Here is a 13888-nt window from a genome sequence, read left to right as displayed (position 1 = left end):
AAACCTTTCCGCAAGGGGAAGGTCAAGGGGGAATTTTGAATATTAGTGAAATCGCAAATAAAACAGGATTAACAGCTAAAGCTATTCGGTTTTATGAAGAAAAAGACTTGATAACGCCACCGGGAAGAGGTGAAAACGGCTATCGCTATTATCAGGCTCAACATATCGAAGAGTTGACATTATTACGACAAGCACGAGAGGTGGGCTTTAATTTAGAAGAGTGCCGTGCTTTATTGATGTTGCTAAGAAATCCTTCACGTCATAGTGCTGACGTGAAAGAAGCCACCTTAAAAAAAGTGGCCGAAATTGAGAAAACAATTAATGAGCTTAATGCCATTCGCCAGCGATTACTGTTATTAGCCAGCGAGTGCCCCGGAGATGATGGTGCAGATTGCCCCATCATCAATCATTTGTCAGGGTGTTGTCATCACCAGAAACAGCCGATTTAAGCGCAATCACTTGTAAGGTAATACCATCAATTGCGGTTACTGTTACCTTATCGCCAGCAAGTAATGGCGTGTCTGAATAAACACGCCAACTGCCATCAGCTAATTTTACGCGACTAAAACCATTTTCAGTATCTGATAATAAAACAGCATGAACACCAATCAGTTGATGCGTTTTCTGATTTAAGTTTTCAGCTTCTTTTGATAGTTTTCTGCGTTTAAGCCAAAGGTGCCAAAGTAAAGCACTAATAACTGTTAATATCGCAAATAAAATACCTTGAATAGGCCAGCTAATAGGCAATATCCATGTGATCAACGATACACACAGAGCCGCCATTCCTGACCATAAAAGGTATCCTGCTGTTCCTAACATTTCTGTAATTAACAGCAAGCCACCAAGACAAAGCCAGAAAAGTGCAGGTTGAGCACTAATCCATTCAATCATAATTAATTGCTCTTGTTGCCAGAGTCACTTTTTTTGGTATTGAGTAATTCAGAAATACCGCCAATCGCACCCATGAGATTACTTGCTTCTAATGGCATCATAATAACTTTACTGTTATTAGCTGAACCAATTTGAGACAGTGCATCAGTATATTTTTGAGCAACAAAGTAGTTAATTGCTTGCATATCACCTTTTGCAATGGCCTCAGATACCATTTGTGTTGCTTTGGCTTCTGCTTCTGCCGCACGTTCACGGGCTTCTGCTTGTAAGAACGCAGATTGGCGCTCACCTTCTGCTTTCAGTATTTGTCCTTGTTTCTCACCTTCAGCCTTTAAGATAGCCGCTTGACGAATACCTTCAGCTTCAAGAATGTCGGCACGTTTAGTACGTTCAGCTTTCATCTGCGCATTCATTGCAGAAATCAATTCTTTTGGTGGGCGGACATCACGAATTTCAATACGGGTAATTTTGATACCCCAAGGGTTTGTTGCATCATCAACAATCAGTAAAAGGCGGCTATTGATTTGGTCACGTTGAGAAAGAATTTCATCAAGTTCCATTGAGCCTAACACCGTACGAATATTAGTGAGTGTTAAGTTAATAATCGCAAGTTCAAGGTTATTAACTTCATACGCGGCTTTTACAGGATCGATAACTTGAATAAAGCAGACTGCATCAATGCTGACGTTGGCGTTATCACGAGAAATGACTTCTTGAGAAGGAATATCCAGTACTTGTTCCATCATATTGATACGGCGACCAATACGATCAACAAATGGCACGAGAATTTGGAGTCCTGGAGTCAGAGTTCGAGTGTAACGACCAAAACGTTCGACAGTCCACTGATAACCTTGTGGAACGGTTTTAACACCACATAAAACTAAAATAATAGCGAATAAGATGATAATACCAATGACTATTTCCATATACCTGTCCTAAGTCTGCTTGAATAAGAAAATAAAATTAATAAAGTAAAGAATACACCATACGACGATATTTAGACGCCAAATTATCATTAGTACCTAAGGCTGATAGAATATCCATCAGGGTTTTCTTAACTTGCCCATCACCTGCATTTAGATCTTTTTTGATAAAGCTAAATAGCAACTCTAACGCCTCTTCATTACGAGCAACTTCATGTAATTTTAGTGCAAGTTGAATGGCAAGATTGGTATTTTCAGGTTGTTGATTAAAATCGCTCTGCAATTGTTGGATTTCAGGCGTATCAGCAGCCTGTTTTTGTAATTCAATTTGCGCTAACAAACTATGGTAGTAACTATCTTGATCTTGTAATGGGATGGTAATTAACAGCGTTTGAGCTTCTTCATTTTTATTTAAAGAAATTAAAGCGCCCGCTAACGCAAGGGTAATTTCACTGTTTTTAGGTGCGAGTTGATGGGCTTCTTTAAGCAAAGGTAGAGCTTCCTCGGCTTTTCCTTCAGAAAGTAATTGCGCCGCTTGTGCCGCTTTTAATTCTTCTGGTTTGGGTAATACATTTGCTAACACTTGGCGAATTGCTTCTTCAGGTTGAGGGCCTTGGAAGCCATCAACTGGGCGACCTTCTTGTAAAATATAAACAGTTGGAATAGCACGTAGACCAAATTGTGAGGCAATCATTTGTTCAACATCACAATCCAATTTAGCTAAAATAAATTGATCAGCAAATTCGGCTGCCAGTTTATCTAATGTTGCGCCAAGCTCTGCACAATGAGGGCTACGTTCTGAATAGAAATACATCATGACCGGTTTAGTCATCGATTGTTCTATAACTTGTTGAATATTTGATTCATTTACATCAACAATATGTGCAGTTGCTAACATTAACTTGCCCCTTTTTGAGAGTTTTAAATATAGATGCGATTTATAAAGCTATTTTATTAATAAGTAAGGGTGAAACCCGAAAAATCAAGCCTTGCCACTTTGGCGACTTAAAATTGCATCCATTAGTGTGTCAGGTAGAAAGCGTTTTAGTATTTTGACAACATAAGTTAATAGGGTTACGGGATAACGTATCTTAGGTTTTGGGCTTTCTAAAGCATGAATAAGCTTTTTCACTACATCTTCAGGCGTTAGTGTGAAACGACTCGCAATCCCAGGATTTTTTACTGGTTTATCTTTTTCTGCTTGAGCAACATTCTCGGTGAAGCAAGTACGTATTGGACCAGGCTCTATTAAACTCACCTTGACACCAGTATGAGCAATTTCCATTCTTAATGCGTCAGACCATGCTTCTACAGCATACTTACTCGCTGCGTAAGCACCTCGACCGGGTGTTGAGATAATCCCCATTACAGAGCTCGTTTGAATAATTCTGCCTTCACCGTGCGGTAACATTGCTGGTAGAAGTAATGTAGTCAGCTGATGTAAACCAAAAAAATTAGTAGAAAACTGTTTTTCCATTTGTGGACGAGTAATGGCATCTAATGGACCATAAACACCAAATCCGCCATTATTAAATAATCCATATAAACGACCATTTGTTAGGCGAATAACTTCTAGTGCCGCATTTTCAACACTTTTTGGATTATCAAGATCAAGATGAATAGGTTCTAATCCCAGTGTTTCCATGCGTTCAAGGTCTTCACCTTTACGGCAAGCCGCAAGAACTCGATAGCCTCTTTTCTTTAGTGCTTTGGCGGCACAGAGCCCTATTCCACTGGAACTTCCTGTAATCAATACCGTTTTTTGCATAATTTTACAATTAATCTCGTTTAATCTACGTCAACTACTGTCAGAATAGTCTAACGTGTTAAGTAAGGGGATAATGTTTCATCCATCCACTGAGCAATAAAAGGCTGAGCATCTTCATTGGGGTGTATGCTGTCATTTTGCATCCACTCAGGCTTATCAGCGATTTGCTCCATATAAAAAGGAAGTAGAGGAAGCGCATTATCTTCAGCGAGTTTTGGATAGATCGCTGAAAATGATTGTGTATAACGTTTACCATAATTAGGTGAAATCATTATTTGCATAAAAAGTGGCGTTGCACCGGCATCTTTTACTTGTGTAATGATGTTTTGTAATGCCTCTTTTGTTTGTGCAACAGGGTATCCCTGTAAGCCATCATTTGCACCTAATTCAATTAAAACCCAACGAGGTTGATGCTGTTTTAATAAATCAGGAAGCCTATTTTTCCCCTGAAAGGCAGTTTCACCACTAATACTTGCATTAACAACATTAATTTCAGGGTAGGTTGTTTTCCATTTATCAGCAAGGCGTTGTGGCCATGCACTTTCAATTGGAAGACGATATCCTGCACTCAAGCTGTCACCAAAGATTAAAAAGGTATCAGCAGCAATTGCCTTAAAGCTAAACATCATCATAACGATAAGGAAAAATGTATGTCGACGGAAAAGGTTCTTGAAGTTCATCGGTTAACCAAACAAGTAGGACAAGGTGATAGTCAGATCTCTATATTGCAGGGTGTTGAGTTAGTTGTCGAGCCTGCACAAACAATTGCGTTAATCGGTGAGTCAGGATCGGGTAAATCGACCCTGTTAGGGATCATTGCTGGATTAGATGATGGTAGTTCTGGCCGCGTGCATTTAATGGGTGAAGATCTCACAAAAATGAATGAAGAAGAGCGAGCTAAATTACGCGCTCAACATGTTGGTTTTGTTTTTCAATCATTTATGTTGATCCCAACATTGAATGCACTTGAAAATGTGCAGTTGCCCGCATTATTAAAAGGCGAATCAGAAAAGCACAGTCATGCGCGTGCAGTTGATTTATTTAAGCTGTTAGGATTAGGCGAACGTTTATACCATATGCCAGCACAACTGTCTGGTGGTGAGCAACAACGCGTTGCATTAGCAAGAGCATTTTGTACTCAGCCAGCTATTCTTTTTGCTGATGAGCCAACAGGGAATCTTGATCGTAAAACAGGCGATAAAATTGCTGACTTGCTGTTCTCTCTTAACCGAGATTATGCAACAACCTTAATTTTAGTGACTCATGATAATGAGCTGGCAGCTCGTTGCCAAAGACGATTACGATTAGTAGATGGACAACTTAAGGAGGAGTCATGATTTGGCGTTGGTTTTGGCGTGAATGGCGTTCTCCTGCACTATTAATTGTTTGGCTCTCTTTAGCGCTAGCGGTTGCTTGTGTGCTTGCTTTAGGGCGTATAGGTGATCGCATTGATAAAAGTATTTACGCTCAAAGTCGTGATTTAATTGCTGGCGATTTAGTCTTACGTGCATCTTATCCCGTTGATGAAAACTGGCTTACAGAGGCGAATAAGGAAGGGTTAACTCTCAGTCGCCAAATGCAATTTACCACGATGTCTTATGCTCCTGAAGGCGATACACCTCAGCTTGCGCTGGTGAAAGCTGTGGATAAATTATATCCACTGTATGGTGAGTTAGAAACAGAGCCCGCAGGGTTAAAACCTGAAAAAGGAACTGCACTTGTTGGTGCCAGATTACTTGAATTACTTGATATAAAAGTTGGCGATAAAATTGATGTAGGCGATGCCTCATTTACTATTGGTGGTGTATTAATTCAAGAGCCAGACAGCGGGTTTAATCCTTTTCAAATAGCCCCCCGTATTTTAATTAATCTTGATGATGTTGAAGCAACTGGAGCAGTGCAACCCGGAAGCCGTCTGACTTATCGCTATATGTTTGCAGGTAATGAGTCTGTAATTGATAGTTATCAGCAACGCTTCGACCCACTATTAAAACCCGATCAGCGTTGGAATAGTTTAAAACAAGATAGTGGAGCACTTTCACAATCAATGGAGCGTGCGAAAAACTTTCTTTTGCTTTCAGCGCTATTAACGTTATTGCTTGCTATATCGGCAGTTGCCGTTTCAATGGCTCATTATTGCCGTAGTCGTCATACTTTAATTGCGGTATTAAAAACGTTAGGTGCAGATAAACGTGCATTGAGAAAGTGGATTGTTGGACAATGGGGAGTGATCCTCATTGGCGCAATTATTGTTGGCTCATTAGTCGGGCTTGTTTTTGAGGCAATACTGCTACAAATTTTAGCGCCAGTCTTACCAAAAAGTTTGCCTGAGGCGAGCTTTTTGCCATGGATATGGTCTGTGGGCTCTTTACTGTTAATTGCTTTATTAACAGGATTAAGGCCTTACTATCAATTAATGGCAACACAACCTTCTCGAGTATTAAGAAGTGATACTACGGCCCCTATATGGCCTCTTCGTTATTATTTACCGATAGTGGGCTTAATTATTGTCGGTGCTTTAACGCTTTTTGCGGGAACAGGCGTCTTACTCTGGTCAATTCTATTTGGTGTTGTTGTTATTGCTTTTTTACTTGGAATAATTGGTTGGTTAGGATTATGGGTATTAAAGCAGTTTAAATTTCGCCAACTCAGTGCGCGTTTAGCAGTAACTCGTTTATTGCGACAACCTTTTCAAACGATGACTCAGCTTGCTGCTTTCGCACTTTCATTTATGTTGTTAACGCTTTTAGTCCTTATTCAAGGTGATTTACTGGAAAAATGGCAAAAGCAATTACCCGAAGATAGTCCTAACTATTTTCTAATCAATATGTCTGCACCTCAAGTTCAAGAAATTAATACCTTATTGGCACAATATAAGGTTGAACCTACGGATGCATTCCCTGTGGTATTAGCGCGTTTAACACAGGTTAATGAACATAATGCCAAAGAGTGGGCTGATAAACGTGATGCTGGCAATAATACGGTTCGTCGTGAGCTTAACTTAACGTGGCACAGTGAATTACCTAAAGATAACGTCATTGTTGAAGGAACTTGGCCACCTGTCGGTAATGGTGTTTCTCTTGATCAAGGCGTTGCAGAGCAACTCGAAATCAAGTTGGGTGATGAACTAACATTTGTCGGTGATACTCGTGAATTTAAGTCCATTGTTACGAGTATTCGCCATGTTGATTGGGAGAATATGCGCCCTAATTTCTTCTTTATTTTCTCTGAAGAAGGATTAAGTAATCAGCCGGAAAAATGGATGAGTAGCTTTTATTACAATGGTGAAGGCACATTAATTACTGCGCTTAATCGGCAATTTCCAACCGTAAGCGTGTTAGATACAGGCGCATTAATTCAGCAAGTTCAACAAATCTTACAGCAAGTCAGTCGAGCATTAGAGATTATGGTTGGATTAGTCATGATTTGTGGTGCGTTATTGTTAGTTGCTCAAATTCAGGTAGGAATGACACAACGACGCATTGAGCTGGTGGTGTATCGAACATTAGGTGCTGGTAAATCATTATTAAGACGGACTCTTTGGGCTGAATTTGCATTATTAGGTTTAATGGCGGGATTAGCTGCGGCGATTGGTGCTGAGGTCGCATTAAGTTTATTACAAATATCGGTGTTTGATTTCCCTTGGCAACCACAATGGGGAATGTGGATCACCGTACCTATTGTTGCGGCATTATTACTTTCATTATGTGGCAGTACATTAGGCGTCAGGCTGTTGCAAGATAAAGGGCAGTATCGACGAATTCAAGGCGAATAGTTGAAATAAATAAGGCTTATAAATAGAGTTAAATAAAATGCTGATGTTATTAAACATCAGCATTTTTTATAGGGAAAGATAAGATAATTATTCTTTTATAACATAAGCATAAATTCGCTTATTGCCATCATTTTCATCATAAATATAAACCCCTTGAAGTTCAGTTGAAAAGCCTGGAAGTTGATTAATAGTGACTTCAAGAGCCTGAAAATAACGTAAAACAGCACCATCCCAAATTTCACCAGGTACAGCACATAAAACACCCGGCGGATAAGGTAAAGCACCTTCAGCAGCAATTCGGCCTGCTAATTTATTTAAAGGTAACAATTCAATATTACCACGAACAAACTCAATATTAGCTTGTTGTGGACTTAGTGCTCGCTTAGGAAAGTGACTTTTTCTAAACATCTGTTTTTGCAGTAACTTGATATTGTATCTGACACAAATATCATGCATTTCCTGACAGAGTTGGCGCAATGTATAACCCTGATAACGAGATGGATATTGACGACAAACAGAAGGCAATATTTGTTCTAATGGCACATCTTCAACTAAGTGCTTTTCAAATTGAACAATCAAAGAAATTAAGCGCTCAAACTTCGCTTGATGCTCTGCGGGAGTCAGCAAAAATAAGATTGAATTGAGGTCGCTTTTTTCAGGAATAACGCCGTGTTCACGTAGATAACTTGCCAAAATAGATGCAGGCACACCAAAAGATTCATATTCCCCTGTATGAGGATCGATCCCTGGCGTTGTAAGCATTAATTTGCAAGGATCAACAAAATATTGATTGGCGGCGTAACCTTCAAATGAATGCCAATTATCATTAGGAATAAAATTGAAAAAACGCTGATCGTGAGCGATTTCATCTGTGTCGTGATCTTGCCAAGCAATTCCATCGATGATTTCAGGAATAAAAGGCTTAATAAATTGGCACTGTTTTAGTAATGATTTACGGGCTTCAATGCCTTGTTTTACGCAACTCATCCACATTGCTTCACCACTTTTGCCAGAATGCATTTTTGCATTGACATCAAGAGCCGCAAAAAGGGGATAAAATGGGCTGGTAGATGCATGCATCATAAAAGCATTATTCATACGTTTATGATTAACATAACGTGATTGCCCTTTAAGGTGAGCATCTTTTTTATGTATCTGTGAGGTTTGTGAAAATCCAGCTAATTGCTTATGAACTGATTGAGTAACGAGAATACCAGGATCGTCTTCATTAAGCGTTAGTAACAAAGGCGAACACTGTTTCATCATTGGAATAAATTGTTCATAGCCCACCCATGCAGAATCAAATAAAATATAATCACAAAGATGACCTATTTTATCAACCACTTGCCTTGCGTTGTAAATCGTACCGTCATAAGTGCCCAGTTGAATAACCGCTAAACGGAATGGGCGTTTATCGAATTGGCGTTCTGGCGCAATTTCTGCAATTTGTTGGCGTAAATAGTGCTCTTCAAAGCAATGAGCATCAATGCCACCAATAAAGCCAAAGGGATTGCGAGCCGTCTCTAAATAAACAGGTGTTGCTCCTGCTTGAATTAGTGCGCCATGATGATTGGATTTATGGTTATTTCTATCAAATAGCACTAAATCATTTGGTGCCAATAAGGCATTTAAAGCAACTTTATTAGAAGAGGATGTTCCATTTAAAACAAAGTAGGTTTTATCGGCATTAAACACTTGCGCTGCAAAAGTTTGGGCATCATAAGGTGCTCCTTCATGAATAAGCAAATCACCCATTGCCACATCAGCATTACAGAGATCAGAGCGAAATAGATTCTCACCAAAATATTGATAAAATTGTTCGCCAACAGGATGACGACGAAAAAATTCCCCGCCTTGATGACCTGGGCAATCAAAAGCGACGTTCTTTTCGGCAACATAATTCACTAAGCGTGAAAAAAATGGTGTGGTCAGACTCTCTTCATATTGCTGTGCCGCTTTATTAATTAACGTACTATTTTTTTGATGTGCACTTTTATCCGTAATCACAACCCCTGAAACCTGATTAAGCAATTCAGCATTGATTGCATCATTGAGATTAACTGCAATAAATACGGGTAGTTGAAAGCCTGTTTGATAAATGCGATCTAATTCGCCAGACTCAATATCTGACAATGACAACACTACTGCTGATACTTGCGTTAAATTTGCATCAACAATATCAACTATCGGACGTTCACAATAAAAATAGTGTGAAAGAGTAGGGTGACATGCCAACTTCATTTTTTTCATTATACTCGCGTTTTTATCAATGGAAGAATTGGCGAACAATATACGTGGTTGTGAATGTGATTGAAATAAATTAAAAGATAACTAAGGTGATTTATGCGTTTTGAGTGCATAAATCACCATTTTAATAAGTGGGTGAATGGATAAGTCTATGAGAAAATAAACTTATCTATCTTCTATTATTGCGCGATAGGTGAAGACTTTTCGATATAAACAGTTTGAGATGGGAAAGCAAAATCAGCGCCATGTTTATGCACAATATCAATCATCTTCAAATAGACTTCTTGTTGAGCTTCAAGCCACTGCGCCCAGACTGTCGTTTTGGTAAAACAATACACCATGATATTGAGTGAAGAGTCTGCAAATTGATTAAAATAAACTAATAAGGTTTGTTGAGTGTCAATTTTATCATTTTGCATCAGCATAGTGCGAATGTCCTCAACAATGGCACCTATTTTATCTGAATCTTCATAACGTAAACCTAATTCTGTTTCGATGCGTCGATTGGTCATTCTACCGGGATTCTCTACGCTAATAGAGGAAAAAACAGAGTTTGGAATGTAAAGGGGGCGATGATCAAAGGTAATGATTTTTGTAATACGCCAACCGATTTCTACCACGGTGCCTTCAATATTACGATCAGGAGAACGTACCCAATCCCCGATATTAAAAGGGCGATCAAAATAGAGCATCACCCCTGAAAAAAGGTTACTCATCACATCTTTGCTTGCCATACCAATGGCAATACCGCCTAATCCCCCAAAGGTCATTAAACCAGATAAGCTCATACCAAAATGCTCACCAAACAGTAAGATGATAATGACGAAAAGGGTGATTTTAAATATGCGGGAAATAATACGAGCTGAAGTAGGATCGCTCCCTTTATTAATTTGTGATTTCTCTAATAAATTAATCAATAAGAAAAATTTACGCATTAAAATTAACGCGATAGCGACATAGGTAAAGAAATTAATCATCCTAAAAGAGATAAAATGGAGATTAAAATCAACGACAGCCATTTCACAATATTGGCTTAAGATAATGACTAAACTACAGAGAAAGACCGCTTGGCTGATATGAATAATAATATTTCTACGGCGCTTTTTCTTCTTATCATGAAAAAGAGATACAACGAAAAAACCGACAAAACAGGCTAAAGCAATGCCTATACCTATTGAGTATTTTATTATTAATGCATCATTCATCAGCTTAACATCTCCTTAGAAAATGCTTTTATATAGGTTTAATTACCTAGTTACTTTAGGTTCTTCTTGCTGCTTACTGGCATGCTGAAATTTAGGATAAACGGGTGGTTTCATAAACAGAGTGACCGCTAAAATCAGTAAAACAGGTATGGTTAAAATCAAGAATGCCGGTGTAAAACTACCTGAAATATCTTTGATTGCTCCAGCAAAGAAGGGAGCTAAACAAGCCAGTGTTGAAATTAAATTCATCACTGAAAATAGCTCAAGGTAAGGTGAGCGACCAAAATAGTTAGCAAGCAATATACTTGATGCCAAAAACGTCATGCCATAACCAATACCGACACAAACCGTAAATAAGATCAGGTAAACCCAAGAATTAGCCATACTTAGCGCAAGTAACCCTATGATGATAATACTTAAGCTTGCGATAAGTAATTTTTTAGGTTCTAACCATTCACCAATAGCTCCACCCGCTAAGCGCGAGAAAGCATTGATAAATGCCATACTACTTAATAGTGTCGCGGCAATAGTTTCACCAAAACCATTTTCAATAATATGTGCAACAGCAAAACTATTGACTGTGATCCCACACCATAAAAAGGCCGTGTAAGTCGCAGCAATAACATAAAATTGCCATGTTCTTAAAGCATGACGAGCTGTCCAAATCTCTTTAGTTTGATAGATACGTTTTGTGGTTTGAAGTTGGCTAATTTTTTTTGCGTGTTCTTGTTCTTTACTACCTTCGCGTAAAAATAAAATGGTGAGAAGAGTAACGACAGTGAGTGTGATTGCTGAAATAAGCCAGTGCATTCGCCATGTATGCCATAAATGGGTTGCTAAAAAGTAGATCCAAGGTCCAGCAACACCACCTAATCCACCAATGGTAAAATAGACACCAAAGGCAAAGGACTGTTTTTCAAATAAGCGAGAAATAACATAAGTGCTAGGTACAGTAGCTAGTAGCGTAAAACCAATACCTAGCAGTGCAGTACCAAGAAAATAACGTGCAATGGTGTATGTTTCATAAAGAAAATAGAAACCACTGACAAAAATGATCAACCCAATAAGTAGTGTAAGGCGAACACTTAATTTACGGATAAGTAATGTAGGTAAAAAACTTGCAAGGCCGCAGGTTAATCCTAATAACGTAAAGCCAAGGCCTGCTTGAGTCCAGTTCCACTCTAGCTCGTTTATCATACTAGGAAGAACAACACCTAAAGAGGTAAATGTGGTTGCGGTAGCTAAAAAATACACAAAACCTAATAATATCAGCATACTCCACTGATAAGCGGGCCCAAAAATCTGTTGCTTGACTTGCATCCTGACTCCATCAAATGGGTGCAGTAACCTGAATAATCAGGAGAAAATAGCGAATAACAGACCTCTTTATCTGAGGTCTGTTCGTTTAAAGGCTATTATTCTCTAACTTTATGAGTCGGACTGCTAGCTTAATTTTTCTAAAGCCCATTTGATAGGGTACTGATAGGCATCATCGAGCATTGAGCTTAATGATTTGAGTGTCTCTTTCAGAGGGAGATTATCGCGGTGCACAAGATTGAGATGCCCAACCTTACGTGCAGGGCGCACTTCTTTTTCATACCAATGTAAATGAACTAATGGCAATGAAAGCCATTGAGGATTGACATCAGTACCAATCAAATTAACCATGACTGCCGGTTGGCAAACCTCAGGTTTTGGCATGGGTAAATCTAAAATTGCACGTAGATGTAATTCAAACTGGCTAATTGAGGCTCCATTTTGTGTCCAATGACCACTGTTATGAACTCGAGGAGCTAATTCGTTAATAAGTAATTTATTATCAACGATAAAGCACTCCATCGCCATTACACCAACATAATTGAGTTTATTAAGGATGGCAGTTAGCATTTTTTCTGCTGATTGTTGTAGTTCCGATGCAGGGGTTGGTAATGCAACACTCATGCGTAAGATGCCATCTTGATGAAGATTGTGTGTTAATGGATAAAAAACACAGTCACCATTGCTATTTCTCGCGCCCACTAGTGAAACTTCACCTGAAAAGGGAATACCTTGTTCAACAATACATTCACCATAAATTTCAGCAGGTAATTGCTGTTCTTCACCGGGATGAATGCGCCATTGACCACGGCCGTCATAACCACCAATACGGCGCTTTACAATAATAAAATCACCCAGTTGAGCGAAGATATCAGACCATTGTGTTGGTGACGTTAATGGTTGCCAAGGTGCTGTTGCTAAGTCCAATTCATCGAGAAGTTGTTTTTGAGGCAATCTATCAGCAAGTAATGGAAAAATATCACGGTTTACAAAGTTAGTATGACGTTCTAACTCTTTGGTGAGTGCAGTTTCAGGCCAGCGCTCAATTTCAGCTGTGATTATACTTTTTTGATAGGGAACAGCTTCAGGCTCTGCATCTAATCCTACTGGATAAACCGCAATTCCTAAAGGCTCACCAGCTTGTCTTAGCATTCGCCCTAATTGACCATTTCCAAGAACACAAACTGGCTTCATAGTGCCTCCCTTGGATCTGGGTTATTTAATACATCGTCAGTTTGTGCTGTGCGCCATGCTGTTAGTGCTTCAAAAATAGCAGGTGAGTGTAACGCTAAAATTTGAGCGGCTAATAAAGCAGCATTGGCGGCACCTGCTTTACCAATTGCTAATGTTCCTACGGGAATACCTTTTGGCATTTGCACAATAGAGTAAAGGCTATCAACACCGCTTAATGCTGCACTTTGAACAGGAACACCTAATACAGGAACGAGTGTTTTTGCTGCGAGCATACCCGGTAAATGGGCTGCACCACCCGCTCCTGCAATAATGACATCAAAGCCATTACTTTTTGCCTGTTCTGCAAAGCTAAATAGCTTATCAGGGGTACGGTGTGCAGAGACAATCTCAACATGATAAGGAAGTTGTAGTGCGTCTAGTACATCAGCGGCATGAGACATTGTTGCCCAGTCACTTTTAGAGCCCATTACAATGGCGATACGAGCGGAAGAGGTATTTAGACCAACTTGAGAAGACATTACTTAACTGCTCCTGTAAGCATAAACGGATATAGCCTAATAAACTGAGC

General features: G+C 39.2%; 13 protein-coding genes. 3 read left to right on the top strand and 10 right to left on the bottom strand.

Annotated features, from left to right (window positions below):
* Positions 1-35 precede the first annotated feature (35 nt).
* A complete protein-coding gene (gene cueR, locus ACNARN_RS17595; RefSeq protein ID WP_109371351.1) occupies positions 36-449 on the top strand; it encodes a Cu(I)-responsive transcriptional regulator in 414 nt (137 codons plus the stop codon).
* On the opposite strand, the gene ACNARN_RS17590 is transcribed toward cueR, so the two are convergent.
* From ACNARN_RS17590 to tesA, 5 genes are all read right to left on the bottom strand, one after another.
* Entirely contained in the window at positions 403-891 is a 489-nt protein-coding gene (locus tag ACNARN_RS17590) for an NfeD family protein (RefSeq protein ID WP_160230618.1), read from the bottom strand. The genes cueR and ACNARN_RS17590 overlap by 47 nt on opposite strands.
* Before the next feature lie 2 nt (positions 892-893).
* Positions 894-1817, bottom strand: a complete 924-nt coding sequence (locus ACNARN_RS17585; RefSeq protein ID WP_088494787.1) for an SPFH domain-containing protein — start codon at positions 1815-1817, stop codon at positions 894-896.
* Positions 1818-1854: 37 nt separating this feature from the next.
* Positions 1855-2712 (bottom strand): co-chaperone YbbN, encoded by an 858-nt coding sequence (locus tag ACNARN_RS17580; RefSeq protein ID WP_196533989.1) that lies wholly within the window; start codon positions 2710-2712, stop codon positions 1855-1857.
* Positions 2713-2796: 84 nt separating this feature from the next.
* Complete coding sequence (locus ACNARN_RS17575; protein ID WP_416304777.1) at positions 2797-3582, bottom strand: SDR family oxidoreductase; 786 nt, start codon at positions 3580-3582, stop codon at positions 2797-2799.
* 50 nt (positions 3583-3632) lie between these two features.
* Positions 3633-4262 carry a multifunctional acyl-CoA thioesterase I/protease I/lysophospholipase L1 gene (tesA, locus tag ACNARN_RS17570; protein WP_109371341.1) on the bottom strand — a complete coding sequence of 210 codons (630 nt, stop codon included), beginning with the start codon at positions 4260-4262 and terminating at the stop codon, positions 3633-3635.
* Here tesA and ybbA point away from each other — a divergent pair.
* Together ybbA and ybbP are read left to right on the top strand one after the other, a co-directional pair.
* Positions 4233-4919 (top strand): putative ABC transporter ATP-binding protein YbbA, encoded by a 687-nt coding sequence (gene ybbA / locus ACNARN_RS17565; RefSeq protein WP_416304776.1) that lies wholly within the window; start codon positions 4233-4235, stop codon positions 4917-4919. The genes tesA and ybbA overlap by 30 nt on opposite strands.
* Positions 4916-7357 carry a putative ABC transporter permease subunit YbbP gene (gene ybbP / locus ACNARN_RS17560; protein WP_416304775.1) on the top strand — a complete coding sequence of 814 codons (2442 nt, stop codon included), beginning with the start codon at positions 4916-4918 and terminating at the stop codon, positions 7355-7357. Before ybbA ends, ybbP begins: the two co-directional genes overlap by 4 nt.
* A gap of 87 nt (positions 7358-7444) precedes the next feature.
* Here ybbP and ACNARN_RS17555 read toward each other — a convergent pair whose 3' ends face one another.
* The 5 genes from ACNARN_RS17555 to purE form a co-directional block, all read right to left on the bottom strand.
* The gene (locus ACNARN_RS17555) at positions 7445-9607 is read right to left on the bottom strand and encodes an ornithine decarboxylase (RefSeq protein ID WP_198620842.1); all 2163 of its coding nucleotides are present in this window, start codon (positions 9605-9607) and stop codon (positions 7445-7447) included.
* Positions 9608-9783: 176 nt separating this feature from the next.
* Entirely contained in the window at positions 9784-10809 is a 1026-nt protein-coding gene (locus tag ACNARN_RS17550) for a mechanosensitive ion channel family protein (protein WP_109371333.1), read from the bottom strand.
* A gap of 42 nt (positions 10810-10851) precedes the next feature.
* Complete coding sequence (locus ACNARN_RS17545; RefSeq protein WP_416304774.1) at positions 10852-12129, bottom strand: CynX/NimT family MFS transporter; 1278 nt, start codon at positions 12127-12129, stop codon at positions 10852-10854.
* Positions 12130-12252: 123 nt separating this feature from the next.
* Positions 12253-13320, bottom strand: a complete 1068-nt coding sequence (purK, locus tag ACNARN_RS17540) for a 5-(carboxyamino)imidazole ribonucleotide synthase (RefSeq protein WP_198620841.1) — start codon at positions 13318-13320, stop codon at positions 12253-12255.
* The gene (purE, locus tag ACNARN_RS17535) at positions 13317-13838 is read right to left on the bottom strand and encodes a 5-(carboxyamino)imidazole ribonucleotide mutase (protein ID WP_196533995.1); all 522 of its coding nucleotides are present in this window, start codon (positions 13836-13838) and stop codon (positions 13317-13319) included. Before purE ends, purK begins: the two co-directional genes overlap by 4 nt.
* Between the last annotated feature and the right edge of the window lie 50 nt (positions 13839-13888).

Origin of the sequence: Proteus sp. TSJ240517 (genome assembly GCF_047921575.1) — a bacterium.
Taxonomy (GTDB): Bacteria; Pseudomonadota; Gammaproteobacteria; order Enterobacterales; family Enterobacteriaceae; genus Proteus.
The sequence above is the reverse complement of the archived record's forward strand: the minus strand, read 5'-3'. Positions and strand labels throughout refer to the sequence as shown.